Origin of the sequence: Pseudomonas sp. FSL W5-0203, assembly GCF_001896155.1 — a bacterium.
GTDB classification, from domain to species: Bacteria; Pseudomonadota; Gammaproteobacteria; order Pseudomonadales; family Pseudomonadaceae; genus Aquipseudomonas; species Aquipseudomonas paracarnis.
Map to the genome: position 1 here is coordinate 215,453 of NZ_MPOR01000004.1, position 20,938 is coordinate 236,390.

The 20,938-nt window shown below is 60.4% G+C and carries 16 protein-coding genes; 10 read left to right on the forward strand and 6 right to left on the reverse strand.

What is annotated here, in order from left to right; translation table 11 throughout:
- Nucleotide 1: 1 nt before the first annotated feature.
- Complete coding sequence (locus BOP96_RS06420) at nt 2–712, reverse strand: helix-turn-helix transcriptional regulator (RefSeq protein ID WP_014720021.1); 711 nt, start codon at nt 710–712, stop codon at nt 2–4.
- A gap of 436 nt (nt 713–1,148) precedes the next feature.
- Between BOP96_RS06420 and BOP96_RS06425 the strand changes: the two genes are divergently transcribed.
- On the forward strand, nt 1,149–1,925 hold the full coding sequence (locus BOP96_RS06425) for a ferredoxin--NADP reductase (protein WP_073452119.1): 777 nt from the start codon (nt 1,149–1,151) through the stop codon (nt 1,923–1,925).
- Nucleotides 1,926–1,966: 41 nt separating this feature from the next.
- On the opposite strand, the gene mscL is transcribed toward BOP96_RS06425, so the two are convergent.
- On the reverse strand, nt 1,967–2,383 hold the full coding sequence (gene mscL / locus BOP96_RS06430) for a large-conductance mechanosensitive channel protein MscL (protein WP_014720019.1): 417 nt from the start codon (nt 2,381–2,383) through the stop codon (nt 1,967–1,969).
- A gap of 287 nt (nt 2,384–2,670) precedes the next feature.
- On the opposite strand from mscL, the gene katB reads away from it, so the two are divergent.
- From katB to radA, 3 genes are read left to right on the forward strand one after another with little or no spacing between them, the layout of a single operon-like run.
- Entirely contained in the window at nt 2,671–4,212 is a 1,542-nt protein-coding gene (gene katB / locus BOP96_RS06435) for a catalase KatB (RefSeq protein WP_020301753.1), read from the forward strand.
- 57 nt (nt 4,213–4,269) lie between these two features.
- Entirely contained in the window at nt 4,270–4,809 is a 540-nt protein-coding gene (locus BOP96_RS06440; protein WP_014720017.1) for an ankyrin repeat domain-containing protein, read from the forward strand.
- A 35-nt stretch (nt 4,810–4,844) separates the two neighbouring features.
- Complete coding sequence (gene radA / locus BOP96_RS06445; RefSeq protein WP_003194313.1) at nt 4,845–6,212, forward strand: DNA repair protein RadA; 1,368 nt, start codon at nt 4,845–4,847, stop codon at nt 6,210–6,212.
- A 128-nt stretch (nt 6,213–6,340) separates the two neighbouring features.
- On the opposite strand, the gene BOP96_RS06450 is transcribed toward radA, so the two are convergent.
- Nucleotides 6,341–6,709, reverse strand: a complete 369-nt coding sequence (locus BOP96_RS06450; RefSeq protein WP_073452121.1) for a PilZ domain-containing protein — start codon at nt 6,707–6,709, stop codon at nt 6,341–6,343.
- 174 nt (nt 6,710–6,883) lie between these two features.
- On the opposite strand from BOP96_RS06450, the gene BOP96_RS06455 reads away from it, so the two are divergent.
- The 3 genes from BOP96_RS06455 (at nt 6,884) to yjiA (ending at nt 10,303) form a co-directional block, all read left to right on the forward strand.
- On the forward strand, nt 6,884–8,950 hold the full coding sequence (locus BOP96_RS06455; protein ID WP_014720014.1) for a carbon starvation CstA family protein: 2,067 nt from the start codon (nt 6,884–6,886) through the stop codon (nt 8,948–8,950).
- A gap of 15 nt (nt 8,951–8,965) precedes the next feature.
- Entirely contained in the window at nt 8,966–9,163 is a 198-nt protein-coding gene (locus BOP96_RS06460; protein ID WP_003194308.1) for a YbdD/YjiX family protein, read from the forward strand.
- Nucleotides 9,164–9,346: 183 nt separating this feature from the next.
- On the forward strand, nt 9,347–10,303 hold the full coding sequence (gene yjiA, locus BOP96_RS06470) for a GTPase (RefSeq protein ID WP_073452125.1): 957 nt from the start codon (nt 9,347–9,349) through the stop codon (nt 10,301–10,303).
- 188 nt (nt 10,304–10,491) lie between these two features.
- On the opposite strand, the gene glyA is transcribed toward yjiA, so the two are convergent.
- Both glyA and BOP96_RS06480 read right to left on the reverse strand, forming a co-directional pair.
- Nucleotides 10,492–11,745 carry a serine hydroxymethyltransferase gene (gene glyA, locus BOP96_RS06475; protein WP_003194304.1) on the reverse strand — a complete coding sequence of 418 codons (1,254 nt, stop codon included), beginning with the start codon at nt 11,743–11,745 and terminating at the stop codon, nt 10,492–10,494.
- 235 nt (nt 11,746–11,980) lie between these two features.
- Entirely contained in the window at nt 11,981–15,832 is a 3,852-nt protein-coding gene (locus tag BOP96_RS06480; protein WP_019818019.1) for a sensor domain-containing protein, read from the reverse strand.
- Nucleotides 15,833–16,117: 285 nt separating this feature from the next.
- Between BOP96_RS06480 and ettA the strand changes: the two genes are divergently transcribed.
- Nucleotides 16,118–17,782 (forward strand): energy-dependent translational throttle protein EttA, encoded by a 1,665-nt coding sequence (gene ettA / locus BOP96_RS06485; protein ID WP_014720011.1) that lies wholly within the window; start codon nt 16,118–16,120, stop codon nt 17,780–17,782.
- Nucleotides 17,783–17,848: 66 nt separating this feature from the next.
- On the opposite strand, the gene BOP96_RS06490 is transcribed toward ettA, so the two are convergent.
- On the reverse strand, nt 17,849–18,778 hold the full coding sequence (locus tag BOP96_RS06490; RefSeq protein WP_073452127.1) for a LysR family transcriptional regulator: 930 nt from the start codon (nt 18,776–18,778) through the stop codon (nt 17,849–17,851).
- Between the two features lie 95 nt (nt 18,779–18,873).
- Between BOP96_RS06490 and BOP96_RS06495 the strand changes: the two genes are divergently transcribed.
- Both BOP96_RS06495 and BOP96_RS06500 read left to right on the forward strand, forming a co-directional pair.
- A complete protein-coding gene (locus BOP96_RS06495; protein ID WP_060768006.1) occupies nt 18,874–20,067 on the forward strand; it encodes an MFS transporter in 1,194 nt (397 codons plus the stop codon).
- A 34-nt stretch (nt 20,068–20,101) separates the two neighbouring features.
- Entirely contained in the window at nt 20,102–20,926 is an 825-nt protein-coding gene (locus BOP96_RS06500) for a hypothetical protein (protein WP_019818016.1), read from the forward strand.
- Nucleotides 20,927–20,938: the final 12 nt, after the last annotated feature.

The window sequence follows — 20,938 nt, forward strand, 5'->3', positions numbered from 1 at the left end:
GCTAAAACAGCCCGGCTTTAGCGGCACGCAGCACCGCCTGGATCTTGTTATGCACGCCCAGCTTCTTGAAGGTACTGCTGATATGAAAGCCCACGGTGCGCTCGGACAGGCAAAGAATCGCGGCAATCTCGGAGGCGGTCTTGCCCATCGCGGACCACTTGAGTATTTCTGTTTCCCGGGCAGTCAATTTGCTGGGCGCTTTGATCTCGGGTGCGTTGGCGTACTTGCGCGCGACCACCGCATGCATCACATGGCAAAGCCACAACACCTGGGCGGTTTTTTCGTAGAGCTCTGCAGGGGTGACCTTGCCCTTGCTGCGAACCAGGGTCAGCATGCTGAACACTCCCTGGAAATCATGCACAGGTTGGGTCCAGCCGAAATGCACTCCGCATGCCTGGGCCAACTCCCACAGCTGGGGGGCGTCAGCAAAGGTTTTTTGCTCCCAGAGAATGGGCAGTACCGAAGTTTTACAGTGGGTTACAACGGGGTCTACATCGAAGAAGTGCGCTTTTTTATAAACACTGAGCCATTCATTTGGATAGTTATTGAATAAAATTGGTTTTGTAGGGGGGCATTGTGATTGGGTGCTCATGGTAAAGGAGCAATATTCGAAGCCTAGTTCATAGGTGTGGTTTATCACCATCTCAAACACACTGGTGATTTCACTCTCGCCGTCCAGCTTGGGTAGCCGGGTATTATGCCAATTGACCATCGGTGACTCTCCATAAGTGTCTGTGTAACCTGGGTACGTCCTGATCTCCCAATGCAGCTCGAAAAGAAGTGTAGGGTAAGTCCTACAACTGAGTTTAAAAAAAATTTTATCTACAGGGCTCGTTTAGTTCGCCGGTTTTGTACAAGACTCGAAGTTTTGTATAGGAGCGCTTGGCAGGGGCTTTTTTTTCAATGTTTTGAAGGTGGTATCAAAATGATGTCGCTGTAAGTGCCGTTGCTTCTAGTGAGGTATTCGGGGCACGTTAATAGCCAAATAATTAGTTCCGGAGTGGAGTGCATGGTTGACCCCGTGATGGGCAAAAAACGTGCAGCCCAGCTGAGTGTGCTTTGAGCGATTGCAAAGCCAGTACCAATCATCGGTGTTTGCGCGGGCTGTTTTGAGGGACACTAAAGGCCTGTGCAAAACGGAGCCCCCCATGACGGCCAGTGCTGAAAAATTTACCCGCCAGACCCTGCTCGATGTGCAATCGCTGACCCCCAGCCTGTTCACCCTGCGCACCACCCGCGATGCCGGTTTTCGTTTTACCGCCGGCCAGTTCGTGCGCCTGGGCGTTACCAAGGCGGATGGCAGCACCGTCTGGCGTGCCTATTCCATCGTGTCTTCGCCGTTTGACGAGCATCTGGATTTCTTTTCCATCGTGGTCCCCGGTGGTGAGTTCACCAGTGAACTGAGCCGTTTGAAGGCGGGCGATACCTTGCTGGTAGAGCGCCAGGCTACGGGTTTTCTGACCCTCAACCGCTTTGTCGACGGGCGCGACCTGTGGTTGCTGGGAACCGGTACGGGCGTCGCGCCGTTCCTGTCGATCCTGCAGGACTTCGAAGTCTGGGAAAAATTCGAGCGCATCATCCTGGTGTACAGCGCCCGGGAAGCCAAGGAACTGGCCTACCAGTCGCTGATCGACACGCTGGGTGAGCGCGAGTACCTGGCCGAGTACGCCCACAAGCTCACCTACATTCCCATCGTCACCCGCGAGCAGCATCCGGGCGCGTTGAATGGGCGTATTACGGCCTTGATCGAAAATGGCGAATTGGAGCGGGCCGCCGGCGTGGAGCTGACGGCGCAGGATTCGCGCGTACTGATTTGCGGCAACCCACAGATGGTCGATGACACGCGCCAGTTGCTCAAGCAGCGGGACATGCAACTGAGCCTGAGCCGACGGCCTGGCCAGGTGGCGGTAGAAAATTATTGGTAGAAAAAAGGCGCCTTGCGAGGCGCCTTTTTTGCATCCGCCGGTTAAAGCGGCTTGTTGTTCTGTGCCTTGAGCAGATCGCGGATCTCGCCCAGCAGCACTTCTTCCTTGCTCGGCGTCGGCGGCAGGCTGGGGGCCACGGCTTCTTCGCGCTTCAGACGGTTGATCGCCTTCACGCCCATGAAGATTGCAAACGCGACGATTATAAAGTCGATGATGCTCTGGATGAACTTGCCGTAGGCCAGGACAACAGCGGGTACATCACCTTGTGCTGCCTTGAGCGTGACGGCCAGATCGGCAAAGTCCACGCCACCGATCAGCAGGCCGATGGGAGGCATTATCACGTCGCCTACAAATGAGGAAACAATCTTGCCGAAGGCAGCACCGATGATGATACCGACGGCCATGTCGACCACATTACCTTTGACCGCGAAGGCCTTGAACTCACTGATCACGCCCATAGGTTATTCCTTGTTACAGTTGAGGAGGGTGGAGGTCAGTGTAATTCAGTCGAACAGCGCTTGCTCGACACAACTGTTAACACTGTCGGTTTTTATCGACACATCAAATCGCAAATAGTTTGCAAAGTGCCATCAATCGCGCGCGAATTAGCCGCTATTTCAGCGAGTTACCAGATTTTTTTCTTAATCGGGTCTGTGGTGTTTTTCTATTTATCTTCTGACTCGCAGGTCACTAGCCTCTGACAAGCACAACAGAATGTGCGCTAAAAAAACCAGAGGAAACCTCGATGAACACTCCAATCAGCCGCAGGCCCGTGTCGGCGCGCCATGCGCTGGCACTGGTAACCGCCAGCCTGCTTTCCCTCTCTGTGCAAGCCGCCAACCTGACCCGCGATAACGGGGCCAACGTCGGTGATAACCAGAACTCCCAGACCGCCGGCGCCAATGGCCCGGTGTTGCTGCAGGATGTGCAACTGATCCAGAAGCTGCAGCGCTTCGACCGCGAACGCATCCCGGAGCGCGTGGTGCACGCGCGCGGCACGGGCGCCCATGGCACCTTCACCGTGACCGACAACCTCAGCGACCTGACCAAGGCCAAGGTGTTCGCCGCCGGTGAAACCACGCCGGTGTTCGTGCGCTTCTCGGCGGTGGTGCATGGCAACCACTCCCCGGAAACCCTGCGGGACCCACGGGGCTTCGCCACCAAGTTCTATACCGCCGAAGGTAACTGGGACCTGGTCGGTAATAACTTCCCCACGTTCTTTATTCGCGATGCCATCAAGTTTCCGGACATGGTCCATGCCTTTAAACCGGACCCGCGCACTAACCTGGACGATGACTCGCGCCGTTTCGACTTCTTTTCCCATGTTCCAGAGTCCACTCGTACACTGACCGAGTTGTACTCGGACTCCGGCACCCCCGCCAGTTACCGCGAAATGGACGGTAATGGCGTACATGCCTACAAGTTGATTAACACTAAAGGTGAAGTGCACTACGTCAAGTTTCATTGGAAGAGCCTGCAGGGCATCAAGAACCTTGATCCCAAGCAAGTTACCGAAGTACAAGGGCGTGACTACAGCCATATGACCAATGATCTGGTCACGCACATCAACAAAGGCGACTTCCCTAAGTGGGACCTGTATGTGCAGGTGCTCAAGCCTGAAGACCTGGCCAAGTTTGATTTCGACCCACTGGATGCCACCAAGATCTGGCCGAATGTGCCCGAGCGCAAAGTCGGGCAAATGGTGCTGAACCGCAACCCGGCCAATGTGTTCCAGGAAACCGAGCAAGTCGCGATGGCCCCGGCCAACCTGGTACCGGGTATCGAGCCGTCGGAAGACCGCTTGCTGCAGGGGCGGGTGTTCTCCTACGCCGATACGCAGATGTACCGCCTGGGCGCGAACGCCCTGCAGTTGCCGATCAACGCTCCACGGGTCACCGTCAACAACGGCAACCAGGATGGCGCGATGAACTTTGGCAAGACCACCACCGGTGTGAATTACCAGCCAAGCCGCCTGTTGCCGCGCGAAGAGCCGCAAGCCGCACGCTACAGCCAGGCGCCGCTGTCGGGCAGCACCCAGCAGGCCAAGATCCAGCGTGAGCAGAACTTCAAGCAGGCCGGTGACCTGTACCGTTCCTACACCAAGAAAGAGCGCGAAGACCTGATCAACAACTTCGGCGGCTCATTGGCCACCACCGATGACGAGAGCAAGCACATCATCCTGTCGTTCCTCTACAAGGCCGATCCCGAGTACGGCACTGGCGTGGCCAAGGTCGCCAAGGGCGACCTGGCTCGCGTAAAGGCGCTGGCGGAAAAACTGACTGACTGATTCGTTGGTTATGGTCGGCGCCTTCACGGGCGTCGACCTTTGGCAGGAGAACACCCTATGCGCATCACTATCGGTTTACTGATGGCCATGCTGGCCTTCGCTGCCCATGCCGAGTCCCCCGACCCGGTGGCGCTCAAGGCACAGTTGCAGGACTACTATTTCGACGCCGCCCGTCGTGGCGACCTCGACATGCTCAACACCTTCATAGAGTCCGGCTACGGCCTCAATGCCCAGGATGACAAGGGCTACACCGCATTGATCCTGGCTGCTTATCACGGCCAGGGCCCGTATGTGGAGCGTCTGCTCGATGCCGGCGCCGACGCCTGCGTGCAGGATAAACGCGGTAACACAGCGTTGATGGGCGCCATCTTCAAAGGTGAGCTGAAAATCGCCCAGCGCCTGTTGGCCACCGACTGCAACCCCGACCAACGCAACGGCGCAGGGCAGACCGCCGCCATGTACGCCGGGTTGTTCAAGCGCGTCGAGTTGCTGGGCGCGCTGCAAGCCAAAGGCGCCGACCTGAACGCCGAAGACCCCGTCGGTAACAGCGCTTCACGTTTGGCTAATGGCGAAATCCGGACCCCAGCGTCGCGCTGAGCTATCATCGCGGTTTTTCGGTTGGAGGTTCTCATATGGCAAAGGCCAAGCGCATGTACGGCTGCACAGAGTGCGGCGCGACCTTTCCCAAATGGGCGGGCCAGTGCTCCGAATGCGGCGCGTGGAACACCCTGACTGAAACCATGATCGAGAGTGGCGGTGCCGCGGCCCCCACCGGCCGTGCCGGCTGGACCGGGCAACAGGCGCAGATCAAGACCCTGGCCGAAGTCAGCGTCGAAGAAATCCCGCGCTTTTCCACCGCCTCCGGCGAATTGGACCGGGTGCTGGGCGGTGGCCTGGTGGACGGCTCGGTGGTATTGATTGGCGGTGACCCGGGCATCGGCAAGTCCACGATCCTGTTGCAAACCCTGTGCAGCATCGCCAGCCGCATGCCTGCGCTGTATGTCACCGGCGAAGAGTCCCAGCAGCAAGTGGCCATGCGCGCCCGGCGCCTGGGCTTGCCCCAGGACCAACTGCGGGTCATGACCGAAACCTGCATCGAAAGCATCATCGCCACGGCGCGCATCGAAAAGCCCAAGGTCATGGTTATCGACTCGATCCAGACGATTTTCACTGAACAACTGCAATCGGCACCCGGCGGTGTGTCCCAGGTGCGCGAAAGCGCGGCGCTGTTGGTGCGTTACGCCAAGCAGAGCGGCACGGCGATCTTCCTGGTCGGCCACGTGACCAAGGAAGGCGCACTGGCCGGGCCACGGGTGTTGGAACACATGGTCGACACCGTGTTGTATTTCGAAGGGGAATCCGACGGTCGCCTGCGCTTGCTGCGAGCGGTGAAGAACCGCTTTGGCGCCGTCAACGAACTGGGTGTGTTCGCCATGACCGACCGGGGGCTGAAAGAAGTCTCGAACCCCTCGGCGATTTTTCTCACCCGCGCCCAGGAAGAAGTCCCAGGCAGTGTGGTGATGGCCACGTGGGAAGGCACCCGGCCGATGCTGGTGGAAGTCCAGGCGTTGGTGGATGACAGCCATTTGGCCAACCCCCGCCGGGTCACGCTGGGGCTGGACCAGAACCGCCTGGCGATGCTGCTGGCGGTGCTGCACCGGCATGGCGGCATTCCGACCCACGACCAGGATGTGTTCCTCAACGTGGTGGGCGGGGTCAAGGTGTTGGAGACCGCGTCCGACCTGGCGTTGATGGCGGCGGTGATGTCCAGCCTGCGTAATCGGCCGTTGCCCCATGACTTGCTGGTGTTTGGGGAGGTGGGGTTGTCGGGCGAAGTGCGCCCGGTGCCGAGTGGGCAGGAGCGCTTGAAGGAAGCGGCCAAGCATGGCTTCAAACGGGCGATTGTGCCCAAGGGCAATGCGCCGAAGGAGGCGCCGCCGGGGTTGCAGATTATTGCTGTGACGCGGCTGGAGCAGGCGTTGGATGCCCTGTTCGAATAATCCGCAACACTGCTGAACACCTGTGGAAGCTGGCTTGCCTGCGATAGCGGCGGGTCAGCTTACCCATCCTTGTCTGATACACCGCCATCGCAGGCAAGCCAGCTCCCACCCTTGATTCATGGTGGCGGCTAGAGCTCCAGCAGGGCGCCCAACTCGCGCTCCAGTTCTTGCTCATCACCCAGGTTCAACTCAACGAACCTACGCAAATGGCTGATCGAGTCCAGATCAATGTGCTTGCACACGAAGCCCAATTGACCCTGATCTTCATGGGTCAGCCGCGCTTGCATCTTTATATGCGTCTTCTGGTCCAGGCGTATGTCGACGTCAAAGGGCAGCGCTTTATTCCCCTTCCAATCGTCAGGCCGTTCCACCAGCAATCCCTTGAGTGACAGATCCACCAGTTTCACCGGCCATTCGCTGCCGTTTTGCCGAAGTTCGGCCGTGGCATCAAAGGCGATTCGGCGAAAACGGCGACGTTCAGACGCATGTTCGGTCATGGTATAGCCCTCTGTGAATGGGAGGAGTGTAGCCCGGGGCCATCAAGGGGCGTTTATTTCGGCTTTTTTTAACGGTTGAAGGCTCTAGACCAACGTAGGGGGCTGGTCTTTAAGGCCAGTAGCGCTAAACTCGGGCTGGCTGTCCTTTCTGTCCACCCTGGCTGGAATATAAAAATGAAAAATAATAATAGCCTGCTACGCCACTTACCCTGGCTGGTGCTGGCAATTGTAGGCGCGTGCGCCCTGGGCGTAGTGGCCTTGCGCCGCGGCGAGGCGATCAACGCCTTGTGGATTGTGGTCGCTGCTGTGGCCATCTATCTGGTTGCGTACCGTTACTACAGTCTGTTCATCGCCAACAACGTGATGCAACTCGATCCACGGCGGGCAACCCCTGCGGTGGTCAACAACGATGGTCTGGACTACGTGCCGACCAACAAACACATTCTTTTCGGTCACCACTTTGCAGCGATTGCCGGTGCAGGCCCGTTGGTGGGCCCGGTGCTGGCGGCGCAAATGGGCTATCTGCCCGGTACCCTGTGGCTGATTGCCGGGGTGGTGCTGGCCGGTGCGGTGCAAGACTTCATGGTCCTGTTCCTGTCCACCCGTCGCAACGGCCGTTCCCTGGGGGATATGGTGCGCGAAGAGATGGGCCGCATTCCCGGGACCATCGCGCTGTTCGGCTGCTTCCTGATCATGATCATCATCCTCGCGGTGCTGGCGCTGATCGTGGTCAAAGCCCTGGCCGAGAGCCCATGGGGCATCTTCACGGTGATGGCGACCATCCCGATCGCGATGTTCATGGGCATCTACATGCGCTACATCCGCCCGGGCCGCATCGGTGAAATCTCGATCATCGGCGTGCTGTTGCTGCTCGGTTCGATCTGGCTGGGCGGGCAGATTGCCGCTGATCCGGTGTGGGCCAAGGCGTTCACCTTCACCGGTATCCAGATCACCTGGATGCTGATCGGCTACGGTTTCGTGGCCGCTGTGCTGCCGGTGTGGCTGATTCTGGCGCCCCGCGACTACCTGTCGACGTTCCTGAAAATCGGCACCATCATCGCCCTGGCGATTGGCATCCTGATCACCATGCCTGATCTGAAAATGCCGGCACTCACCCAGTTCATCGACGGCACCGGCCCGGTGTGGAAGGGCGGCCTGTTCCCGTTCCTGTTCATCACCATTGCCTGTGGCGCGGTCTCGGGTTTCCATGCGCTGATCTCCTCGGGCACCACGCCCAAGTTGCTCGCCAGTGAGAGCCATGCCCGTTACATCGGTTACGGCGGCATGCTGATGGAGTCATTCGTGGCCATCATGGCGATGGTTGCCGCCTCGGTGATTGAGCCCGGCGTGTACTTCGCCATGAACAGCCCGGCTGCCATTGTCGGCACCGACGTGGTCACCGTGGCGCAAACCGTCAGCAGTTGGGGCTTTGCCATTACGCCTGAGGCGCTGTCGGCCGTTGCCCACGATATCGGTGAAACCACCATCCTGGCACGTGCCGGCGGCGCGCCGACTCTGGCGGTAGGTATCGCGCAGATCCTGCACAGCGTGCTGCCGGGTGAAAACACCATGGCGTTCTGGTACCACTTTGCGATCCTGTTCGAAGCGCTGTTCATCCTTACGGCAGTGGATGCCGGTACCCGCGCCGGTCGTTTCATGCTGCAAGACCTGCTCGGTTCCTTCGTGCCTGCGCTCAAACGCACCGAGTCCTGGACTGCCAACCTGATTGCTACCGCAGGCTGCGTGGCGATGTGGGGTTACTTGCTGTACCAGGGCGTGATCGACCCGCTGGGTGGCATCAACACCTTGTGGCCGCTTTTCGGTATCTCCAACCAGATGCTGGCCGGTATCGCGCTGATGCTGGCGACCGTTGTGCTGATCAAGATGAAGCGCCAGCGCTACATCTGGGTGACCATGTTGCCAGCGGTGTGGCTGTTGATCTGCACCACCACGGCAGGCTTCATCAAGCTGTTCGACGCCAACCCGGCGATCGGCTTCCTGTCGCTGGCCAAGAAATACAGCGATGCCCTGGCTAACGGCCAGATCCTCGCCCCGGCCAAGAGCATCGACCAGATGCAGCACGTGATCTGGAACGCTTACACCAACGCAACGCTGACGGCGCTGTTCCTGTTCGTGGTGTTCAGCATCCTGTTCTATGCGCTCAAAGTCGGCGTCGCCGCCTGGGGTAACAAAGAACGTACAGATAAAGAAGCCCCGTTCCAGGCTGTACCGGACGCGTAAACGAGGATTGCAAGCATGTTCAATGACATCAGTCGCCTCGGTAAATACCTCGGTCAGGCCGCCCGCCTGATGGTCGGCATGCCCGACTACGACACCTACGTCGAGCATATGCAAACCAAACACCCGGACAAGCCGGTGATGGACTACAAGGCGTTCTTCCGGGAACGCCAGGAAGCCCGTTACGGCGGCAAGGGTGGGCCCAAGTGCTGCTGACCCGGTAACGCGGGCCAATGCAATATCCCTGTGGGAGCAGGGCTTTCTGTGGGAGCTGGCTTGCCTGCGATAGCATCACCTCGGTCTGACGCAAGCACCGAGTTGTCTGCATCGCAGGCAAGCCAGCTCCCACAGGGGCCTTTGCTCCCACATTTGTTTCTGTGTTTCTTCAAGGAGAATCTCTTGTCCTCTCCCATCCCCGTCACCATCCTCAGTGGCTTTCTCGGCGCCGGCAAGACCACCTTGCTGCGCCACCTGCTCAAAGCCGAGCACGGCTTGAAAATCGCCGTGATCGAAAACGAATTCAGTGACGCCGGTATCGACACCCAATTGCTGGGCGACGAGCCGGTGCAAGTGATGACCCTGTCCAACGGCTGCGTGTGCTGCACCATCCACACCGACCTGACCAAAGCCCTGTACCTGCTGCTGGAACGCCTGGACAGCGGCGAGATCGCCTTCGACCGGCTGGTGATCGAATGCACCGGCCTGGCCGACCCGGCGCCGGTGGCCCAGACGTTCTTCATCGACGAAGAACTGCGCGAGCGTTATATCCTCGACGGCATCATCACCTTGGTGGATGCGGCCCACGCCGAGCATCACCTGACCCAGACCATCGCCCAGGCCCAGATCGGCTTTGCCGACCGCTTGCTGGTGAGCAAACGCGACTTGGTAGACGACGCCAGCTTCGACGCCCTCAGCCAGCGCCTCACCCGCATCAACCGCCGTGCGCCGATTGGCGTAGTGGACCACGGCAAGATTGATTTGGCCGAGCTGCTGGACGTGCGCGGCTTCAACCTCAATGCCGGCATGAGCCTGCGCCCGGTGAGTGCAGCGCCTTCGGTGGACCGTATTTCCAGCCTGGTGCTACGCACCGACCAGCCGCTGGATATCGACCGTCTCAGCGAGTTCATGAACGAACTGCTGGAAGACCATGGCAAGCAACTGCTGCGTTACAAAGGCGTGTTGAACATTGCCGGGGAGGATCGACGCATGGTGTTCCAGGGCGTGCTGAAGCTGTATGGCTTCGACTGGGATACCGAATGGGCCGAGGGCGAGGCGCGGGAGAGTGTGATCGTGTTTATTGCCGATGAGCTGCCCGAAGACAAGATTCGCCAAGGCTTTGAGCGGGTCTACCAATAACCCGGGCTTGTAATGCAAACAAATGTGGGAGCTGGCTTGCCTGCGATAGCGGTTTTCAGTCAGCCCATCAGTGACTGACCCACCGCCATCGCAGGCAAGCCAGCTCCCACACTTGACCCTGTTTCAAATTGAAATCGGCATAAAAAAGCCCGGCTCATGAGCCGGGCTTCTTATTCACGCAACTGCCATCAAGCGCCGTATACCGGCAGCTTCTTGCAGATGGCCTTGACCTTCTCACGTACCGCGTCGATCACGGCTTCGTTGTTCAGGTCGGCCAGGATGTCGCAGATCCAGCCCGCCAGTTCCTTGCACTCGGCTTCCTTGAAGCCACGGGTGGTCACTGCCGGGGTGCCGAAGCGCAGGCCGGAGGTGACGAACGGCGAACGTGGGTCGTTCGGCACGGAGTTCTTGTTCACGGTGATGAAGGCTTTGCCCAGGGCAGCATCAGCATCTTTACCGGAAATGTCCTGCTTGATCAGCGACAGCAGGAACAGATGGTTTTCAGTACCGCCGGACACCACGTCAAAGCCGCGCTCGATGAACACGCTGGCCATGGTCTTGGCGTTCTTGACCACTTGTTGCTGGTAGGTCTTGAACTCAGGCTGCAGTGCTTCCTTGAAGCAGATCGCCTTGGCCGCGATCACGTGCTCCAGCGGGCCGCCTTGGGCGCCCGGGAAAACGGCGGAGTTGAGCTTCTTCTCGATCTCGGCGTTGGCACGCGCCAGGATCAGGCCGCCACGTGGACCGCGCAGGGTCTTGTGGGTCGTGGTGGTGACCACGTCGGCGTAAGGCACTGGGTTGGGGTAAACGCCCGCAGCCACCAGACCGGCCACGTGGGCCATGTCGACGAACAGGTAGGCACCGACCTTGTCGGCGATTTCACGGAAGCGTGGGAAGTCGAGGATCTGCGAGTAGGCAGAGAAACCGGCCACGATCATTTTTGGCTTGTGCTCGACCGCCAGGCGCTCGACTTCGTCGTAGTCGATCAGGCCGTTGGCATCGATACCGTACTGAACGGCGTTGTACAGCTTGCCGGAGGACGAAACCGTGGCGCCGTGGGTCAGGTGACCGCCGTGGGCCAGGCTCATGCCCAGGATGGTGTCGCCGCCTTGCAGCAGGGCCAGGTACACGGCGCTGTTGGCTTGGGAACCGGCGTGTGGCTGGACGTTGGCGTAATCGGCGCCGAACAGCTCTTTTGCACGGTCGATGGCCAACTGCTCAACCACGTCGACGTACTCGCAACCACCGTAGTAGCGCTTGCCTGGGTAGCCTTCGGCGTACTTGTTGGTCAGAACCGAACCTTGAGCCTCCATCACCGCAGGGCTGGTGTAGTTTTCCGAAGCGATCAGCTCAATGTGCTCTTCCTGGCGCACGGCTTCTTGCTCCATGGCGGCGAAGAGATCGGCGTCGTACTTGGCAATAGTCAAATCACGGCTGAACATGGCGGTCCTCAAGGATCGGGGGCAGAAAAGGAGGGCATTCTAACCCAATGGGTTTTAGATGGCATATGAAAGGACATCATGTCGCGGACAAGTGGTTTTCACTCAGCCCCTGATCGTTCCCACGCTCTGCGTGGGAATGCATCCCGTGGCGCTCTGCGTCACATTTAAAAGCGGACGCAGAGCGTCCAGAATTGCGTTCCCACGCAAAGCGTGGGAACGATCAGGGACGGCACTTTCAGTCAAACATGAACAGCGCATCATTACTGAACTGCACCTCAAACCGATTCGCCGGCATTGGCCGCCCGAACAGGTAACCCTGCACCTCATCACAGCCATGCTCACGCAGGAAGTCCAACTGCTCATGGGTTTCCACCCCTTCGGCAATCACCGCCAGGTTCAGGCTGTGGGCCATGGCAATGATCGCCCGGGCAATCTGTGCGTCCTGCTCACCCGAGGGCAGGCCGTCGACGAAGGTGCGGTCGATCTTCAGCACATCGATAGGGAATTGCTTGAGGTAGTTGAGCGACGAATAACCGGTGCCGAAGTCATCCACCGCGATGCTCAGGCCCAGGTTTTTCAGGCTGGCGAGGATCTGCAGGGCTTCGTTGACTTCACGCATCAGGATACTTTCGGTCAGTTCCAGCTCCAGGCACGCCGGTGGCAGGCCGGTGTCCTTGAGGATAGTGGCGATGCGCGTGCCCAGTTGGCCGTCGGAGAACTGCCGCGCCGAGATGTTTACCGAGACTTTAGGGACTCGCACCTTGTTCTGGTGCCAGGTCTTGAGCTGGCGACAGGCTTCGCCGATCACCCAGTCGCCCACATCCACCACCAGCCCGAGCTCTTCCAGCACCGGGATAAAGTCCCCGGGCGGTACCAGGCCACGGCGCGGGTGGCGCCAGCGCAGCAGGGCTTCGGCGCCGGTCAGGCGTTTGCCGTCGCCGCTGAATTGCGGCTGGTAATAGAGCACGAATTCGTTCTGGTCCAAGGCGTGGCGCAGGTCGCTTTCCAGCTCCAGGCGCTCCAGGGCGCTGGCGTTCATGTCGGCCTGGTAGAATTGGAAGTTGTTCTTGCCGCGCTCTTTAGCGTGATACATCGCCGTGTCGGCGTTTTTCATCAATTGGCTCAGCTCGTTGCCGTCTTGCGGGCTCAGGGCGATGCCGATGCTGGCGGTCACGAAGAATTCGCGGCCCTCCAGCACAAAAGGTTTGACCAGGCTGGCGAGGATCTGCTCGGCCACATGAATGGCGCGGTTCAGCGCCATGTCGCGGCTGACCCGTGGTTGCAAGAGCAAGGTGAATTCGTCGCCGCCCATGCGCGCCACGGTGTCGTCCTCGGCCACGCAGCCGAGCAGGCGCGTGGCCATTTCCTTGAGCATGCGGTCGCCGGCCGCGTGGCCGAGGGAGTCGTTGATCGGCTTGAAACGGTCGAGGTCGAGGAACATCAGCACCACCCACGACTTCTGCCGTTCGGCGGACTGCAACGCGGTGTGCAGGCGGTCCTGGAACAGGGTGCGGTTGGGCAGGTGGGTCAGGGCGTCGTAGTAGGCCAGGCGGTGGATGCGCTGCTCACTGGCCTTGCGCTCGCTGATATCGCTGAAGAAACACACGTAACTGGCCAGGTCGCCTTCGTCGTCGAACACCGCGGTAATGCCCACCCAGGCCGGGTAATGCTCGCCATTGAGACGCTTGAGCCACACCTCGCCTTCCCAGGTGCTGTGCTGGTGCAATTGCTTGAGCACATAACGCAGATGGGCTTCCTGCTGCTCATCGACGGTGAGCATATTGGGCAACTGGTCGAGCACATCGCTCACCGCATAGCCGCTGACCCGGCTGAACGCCTCGTTGGCTTGCACGATATAACCGGCCGGGTCGGTGATCAGGATCGCCGAGGTGGAATGCTCGAATACCGTGGCCGCCATGCGCAGGTCTTTTTCGGCGCGGCGTTGCTGGCTGATATCGCGGCCCACGCCGAGGATGCCTTCAAACGCGCCATGTTCATCCCACACCAGCACCAGGCGCAGTTCTATCGGCACCTTGCGCCCGTCGGCGCGCAGGCAGTCGAACAGAAACAGTTGGGTCTGCAGTTCATCGCGCAAGGTGTTCAAGGCGTCGGGGTTGCCGAGGGCGCGGCTGACCTGTTCCATCAGGCTGTAAATGCCGGTCAACTGCTGAGGGTTGGCAACGATCGACTGCCAGCCGTTCTTGAACACCCAGTCCACGTCATAGCCCAGGACGGTGTTGACCGAGGGGCTGATGTAGTTGAGGGCCAGTTGGCTGTCGGTGGAGCAGATCACGTCGCTGATGCTTTCGGCCAGCATCCGGTAGCGCTGTTCACTGTCGCGCAGCGATTCACTGGCCTCGATCTGGTCGGTAATGTCCTTGGCCACGCCGATGATCCGGGTGACCACCGTAGACGTATCGCGGGCCAGGGCCTGTTCGCGGATATCGAAGCGGCGCCACTGGTTATTGCGGTGACGAAAGCGCAGTTGGCAGTGCAATTGGGTCGTATAGCCGACCTGGCGTTGTTGTTGGCGCGCGTCATGGTAGTGCTCGGCGTCTTCGGGGTGCAGCAGGATTTCCCAGAAGTACTCACCCATTTGCTGCAACTCGGCTTTGTTGTAGCCCAGGGTGTGACCCAAATGATGGTTGCTGAAAATCATGCGCTGGCTGATCACGTCTTGCACATACAGGTGATCGGGCACGGTGCGCACCACATCCGACCAGAAGCTTTCACGCTCCACCAGCGACAACTCGATCAGCTTGCGGCTGGTGATGTCGCTGATGCTGAGAATCACGGCCTTGACGTCATCCTGCTGCTCGGGCAAACGCATCACCAGCCACAGGTACTGTTCGTTGCCGGCCACGTCGTTGAGCTGGATTTCCAGCTCCAGCTGTTTTTGCCGGGTCAGTACGGCTTCCAGCACCTGATAGCCGATGGACGTGGCATTGCGCGGGCAGTCATCGATCAGGCGTTCCCACGCCTGCTCGCAGGACGCGACGTTGAGCAGGCGCACGGCCATCTGGTTGACCTCGGTGACGCGCAACTCCTTGAGCAGTTGCTTGCGCTCCGTGGGGTTGGCCTGCAACCAGGCGTGCAACTGCTCACGGCTTTGCACCTGGGTCTTGTTGCAAAACGCCTTGAGCCCCGACAGGTCCAACACGCACAACGCGACGCCGGTGCCTTCGAAGATGTCCTGGTAGCGTCGCCGGCCTTCGTTCACCTGGCGTTGGCGGCGGCGCATGTTGAGCAGCACGATCACAGGGATTAGCGAGAACGCCAGGCCCAGCAGGCACTTGCCGATAAAGGCGGGCAGTAGTTGTTCCAATACCGCGCTGCGGTCAAACATGCCGCGCAGTTGCCAATCGCTTTTGCTCAACGGCGTGACCAGCACGCTGCGGTTCAATTCTTCCGGTGTCAGGGCGCCGGACCACTGCGCCGGCATGCCGCTGTCACGGCTGACCACACGATGGTTCAGGCTGTTCTCGATTGCCCACATCGGGCGCTGGCCCTGGACATCCTGGCGTGTGAGGTTGGCCAGATAATTGGGCGCCAGGCGCAAGGCCCAGTACACCTTGGAGCCACCGCTGGGTTGGTGCAGCAACAGATAGATGACCGTGCCGTCATTATCATTGCTCAGGTAGTAGGACTGGGCGTGACTGCGTTTGACCAGGTCTTCAAGCAGGGCACTGTCTTGGCTGCCTTCGGCAGTGTCGCTGATCAGTGCGCCGCTGGGGGCGAGCAGGGCGAAGCTGCGCAGGTCCGGTAATGAGCGCTGCAGCGTGCGCATCAGGGCCTGCTGCTGTTCGGCATTGCGCGGCGGCTCGACAATCGGCAACAGGTTCAGGGCGATCTGTGCGCTCAGGGCCATGTTCTGGCTGATCTGCTCGGCCAGGTCGGCGCTGTAGTCGATGGTGTATTGCTGTTGGTTTTTCTGGTTTTGCTGCAATTGGTCCAGCAGTTGCCAGAACAACAGGGCGAGCAACAGCAGGACAAGCGTCGCCAACGCGCCTTTCAAGGTGCCGTGCAGGGGCGCTCCCGGCGCAATATGAGCGGCGCGCAAGGGCGTGGGCGGCGTGACGTTGGACAAACTGTGATCCTGCGGTTTGGCTGGACTGGCGCGCGACGTGCACTATAAGCCGGACGCCCGAAGGGCGGCTAGCATGCCTTGAGTTGTGGCAAAGTGCCAGTCCTGCCTGGCTGGACTGCCCCAGCGCATTCAGGTAGCTTTGCCGGTTACGCGGGGGCGTTCCAGCCCCAGACATTCAGGCTTTTTTTGCTCGCTGGCATTGATGATAGTCAAAGGCCCGCGCGGCGCATGGCCTGGCACGGGCTTCGTCCGCTTAATTCATCAGTAACTGACGCTAGGTTCACCATGGCTCAATACGTCTTCACCATGCATCGGCTGGGAAAAGTTGTTCCGCCGAAGCGGGAAATCCTGAAAAACATTTCGCTGTCCTTCTTCCCAGGCGCCAAGATCGGCGTGCTCGGCCTCAACGGTTCGGGTAAGTCCACCCTGCTGAAAATCATGGCGGGCGTCGACACCGAGTTCGAAGGCGAAGCGCGTCCGATGCCGGACCTGAACATCGGTTACCTGCCGCAAGAGCCGATCCTGGACCCGACCAAGACCGTGCGCGAAGTGGTCGAAGAAGCCGTCAGCGTGATCAAGGACGCCCAGGCCCGCCTTGATGAGGTGTACGCCGCCTACGCCGAACCGGATGCCGACTTCGACAAGCTGGCTGCCGAACAGGCCAAGCTCGAAGCGATCCTGCAGGCGGGCGATGGCCACAACCTGGAGCGCCAACTGGAAGTCGCCGCCGATGCGCTGCGCCTGCCAGCCTGGGACGCCAAGGTCGAGCACCTGTCCGGTGGTGAAAAGCGTCGTGTGGCCCTGTGCCGCCTGCTGCTGTCGGCCCCTGACATGCTGCTGCTCGACGAACCGACCAACCACTTGGACGCCGATTCCGTCGCCTGGCTGGAGCACTTCCTGCACGATTTCCCGGGCACCGTGGTTGCGATCACGCACGACCGTTACTTCCTGGACAACGTCGCCGGCTGGATCCTCGAACTCGACCGCGGCGCCGGTATCCCTTACGAGGGCAACTACTCCGGTTGGCTGGAAGCCAAGTCCGACCGTCTGGCCGCCGAATCCAAGCAGCAATCGGCCCACGAAAAAGCCATGAAGGAAGAACTGGAGTGGGTGCGCAAAGGCGCCAAGGCCCGCCAGTCCAAATCCAAGGCCCGTCTGCAACGCTTTGAAGAAATGCAGTCGCAGGAATTCCAGAAGCGCAGCGAGACCAACGAGATCTACATCCCGGCCGGTCCGCGCCTGGGTGACAAGGTCATCGAGTTCAAGAACGTGACCAAAGGCTATGGCGACCGCGTGCTGATCGACAACCTGTCGTTCGCCATGCCAAAAGGCGCGATCGTCGGCGTTATCGGCGGTAACGGTGCGGGTAAATCCACGCTGTTCCGCATGCTGATGGGCAAGGAAACCCCGGACTCCGGCAGCATCGAGATCGGTGACACCGTGCAACTGGCCTGTGTGGACCAGAGCCGCGACGACCTCGACGGCAGCAAGACTGTGTTCCAGCAGATCTCCGACGGTTCCGACCAGATCCGCATCGGCAACTATGAAATCCCGTCGCGCACCTACGTCGGCCGTTTCAACTTCAAGGGCGGCGACCAGCAGAAGTTCGTCAAGGACCTGTCCGGTGGTGAGCGCGGTCGCTTGCACCTGGCCCTGACCCTGAAAGAGGGCGGCAACGTGTTGCTGCTCGACGAACCGTCCAACGACCTCGACGTTGAAACCCTGCGTTCCCTGGAAGAAGCCCTGTTGGACTTCCCGGGCGCCGCCATTGTGATCTCTCACGATCGGTGGTTCCTTGACCGCGTCGCGACCCACATCCTGGCGTACGAAGATGACTCCCAGGCGGTGTTCTTCGAAGGTAACTACACCGAGTACGAAGCCGACCGCAAGAAACGCTTGGGTGAGGCCGCCGCCCAGCCGCACCGCGTACGCCACAAAAAACTGGCCTGATGCTGCAATAGCCGCAACAGCCTGTTGAAAAAATACCCCTCACGCAGGGGTATTTTTTTGCCCGCGTTATGCCGGAAGCGTCGTGGGCGCCAGCGCTGGGCGGCTGCGCAGCAATTCTTCGACCACCCCCATAAACGCCTCGACCAACAATGAGCGTGACGGTGAGCGCGTGAGTATCAGCAGGTGTACCCAGGCTTCGGGGTCTGCCAAGGGGCGGTAGACCACGCCTTCCCTGGCCAGGGTGCGGGTGCACTGGGGCACGAGCGAGACACCTTGGCCTGCCGCCACCAGGGCGATGATCGAGGTGATCTGGCGCCCCGCAGGGCCCGGGCGCAGCGCCAGGCCGCGGCGTTGATACAGGTGCTCGATGGAGCCGTTGAGGCCCGAACCGTAGTCGCTGGGGAACAGAATCAACGGGTACTCACTGAGCTGGGCGAGGGTGACTTCGTCCTGGTCCGCCAGCGGGTTGTCGCTGCAAAGCGCCGCCACCAGCGGTTCTTGCCCCAAGGACAAAGCCTCGACGCCGGTTTGCCCGGCCTCCGGCAGCAGGCGGCTCATGCCGACGTCGATGCGCCCGTCTAGCACGTGCGTGTGCAGGCTACCGGAAGCGCTTTCCACCAGGGTCAGTTGCACATCGGGAAAACGCTGGGCGAAGGCTTGCAGGGTTTGGCTGAAGAGTTCCGACAACGCGATCGAGCTGGCATAGCCTACGACCAGTTGGCCGGTCGAGCCGGCAGCCAGCTTGGCGGCGATGTCTTGTGCAAGCCTGGCGTGCTCCAGCGCTGCGCGGGCATACGGCAAAAAGTGCTGGCCTTGGGCGGTCAGTGTGACCGTGCGACTGGTGCGGTCGAACAGGCGAAAGCCAAGCTCGGTTTCCAGGGCCGAAATCTGCCGCGTCAGGGGCGGCTGGGCAAGGTGCAGGCGCTGGGCTGCGCGGCCGAAGTGCAGCTCTTCGGCGACCGTCAGGAAGTACCGTAACTTGCGTAGATCAAGCATTCTGTTTCCTGGGTATTGATCGGTCCGAATTCGGTATTGGTGTTCCCTGCGCTGGGTATTCTATAAACATCCTCGACTATAAGACGAGAGGCCACATGAACCCGCGCATGCATCACGCCCGCTTCGCCGTGTTCCTGTGTGGCTGTGCGGCGTTTCTGAATCTTTATGCGACACAGAGCATCCTGCCTGCGTTTGCCGAAAGCTTCCAGGTGAGTGCCCGACAGGCAGGGTGGAGCATCACGGTGACCACGTTGGCCGTGGCGTTGACCGCGCCGTTTGTCGGGCGCCTGACCGGCCGTTTCGAGCAGCGCACGGTGATTGCCGTGGCTGCATTGCTGCTGGCGCTACCGACGCTGCTGACGGCCTATGTGGACAGTTTTGCCGAGCTGCTGGTGTGGCGTTTTGTCGAAGGGATGTTGATTCCCGTGGTGTTCGCCACCAGCGTGGCCTACATCGGCGATCGCTGGCGCGCGGCCAGCGTTACCGAGATCACCAGTTTGTACGTCGCGGGGACGGTGCTCGGTGGGTTTGCCGGGCGCTTTGTCTCGGGTGTCATGACCCAATATGTGGGCTGGCGCGAAGCCTTCGAACTGTTGGCGGTGATCAGCCTGCTGGTCGGCCTGCTGATTGTGTGGCTGTTGCCGGCCAATCCGGTGGCGCGGCCCGGCGTTGCGGCCGTGGGCATGCACGGGGTGCGCCGGCTCCTGCGCAAACCCTTGCTGGCGGCCTATGGCGTCGGTTTCTGCGTGCTGTTCTCCCAAGTCGCAACCTTTACCTATGCCGGGCTGTATCTCAGCCAGGCCCCGTTCAACCTGGGCGCTGCAGCCTTGGGCACTTTGTATGCGGTGTTCCTGCTGGCGCTGGTGGTCATTCCTGTTGCGGGGCGCTTGAGCAAATCGCGACCACAATCGCAGTTACTGACCGGCGCTGTGGCGCTCGGCACCTGTGGCTCGGCGCTGACATTGTTGCCGTCCCTGTGGCTGATCGTGCTGGGGCTGGCCCTGAGCTCCACCGGCGTATTCCTGGCACAGGCATCCGCCAATGCGTATATCGCCACCACGGCGGGCCCGGACAAGTCCGGCGCCGTGGGGCTGTACCTGACCGGTTATTACCTGGGCGGCAGCGCCGGCGCCGTGGCCCCGGCCATGCTCTGGAATCAATGGGGCTGGCCGGGCTGCGTGGCGTTGGTCGCAGGTTTTCAGCTGTTGTCGCTGGCGATTGCCCTGCTGGGCTGGAAACCGGTAAAGCCCCAGGCCCTGATCGCCGGACAGCGCGGCAAACCAGCCTGATTTTTCATCCAATAAAGGACTATGAGAGGTGAACATGACTAACACCGTGATCAAGCGCAGCCAGTTGTTGAAGCTCATCGAACCGGTATTGAACGACATGCCGGCCGGTGCCTTGCGTCACGCGCTGTTCGAAGCCTTCTGGGCTCAGGAAGACGCGCTGGTGGATATCGAAGACGCTTTTGCGCGACTCACCTCGCGTCGGCATTCGCCGGCGGTACTGCGCAAGTTCTTCGCCAGTTGGTCCAAGACCAATAATTCGGCAGCCAGTGTGTCCGGCCTGGCCAACCGCATTACCTTGCTGGCGCGCTCCGATGAAGGCTCCGCCGCCGCGGCGCAGTTGTACCGCGCCTGCGGCAGCCTGCAACGCATCACCGATGAAGATCTGGGCGCGTTGGGCAACACCTTGCACGCAGACCTGTTCTACACCATGGCCACCGCGCTGTGCGGTGATGACCAGTGGATATTGAAGGACAATTGCCTGCCCTCGGCACAGGCGTTCAAGGACTGGACCGACACCCGCCGCCTGCGTGATCGCGACCTGCTGCAGGGGTTGCTGACCACGTTGATCCACGAGGTGTACACCCATGGCGAAGTGGAATTCATCCACCCGTTGTACTCGCAGTGGTTCGTGCGGGACATGGGCGTGCCGCCGGAGAAATCCCGTGCGACGGTGGCCTGGGTCACGGTGCACACCGGCGGTACCGAGAGCAACCATTTCGCCCATGCGGTGGCGGCGGTGAATGAGTTCACCACTGCCATGCAGATTGAAGTGGACCCCGCCACGGCACGCGACATTTTCGCCCAATACCTGCAGCGTAAAGCCAGTGTGATGAGCGACTGTGCGCAGTTGCTGGGTTAACCCGGCGTTTTG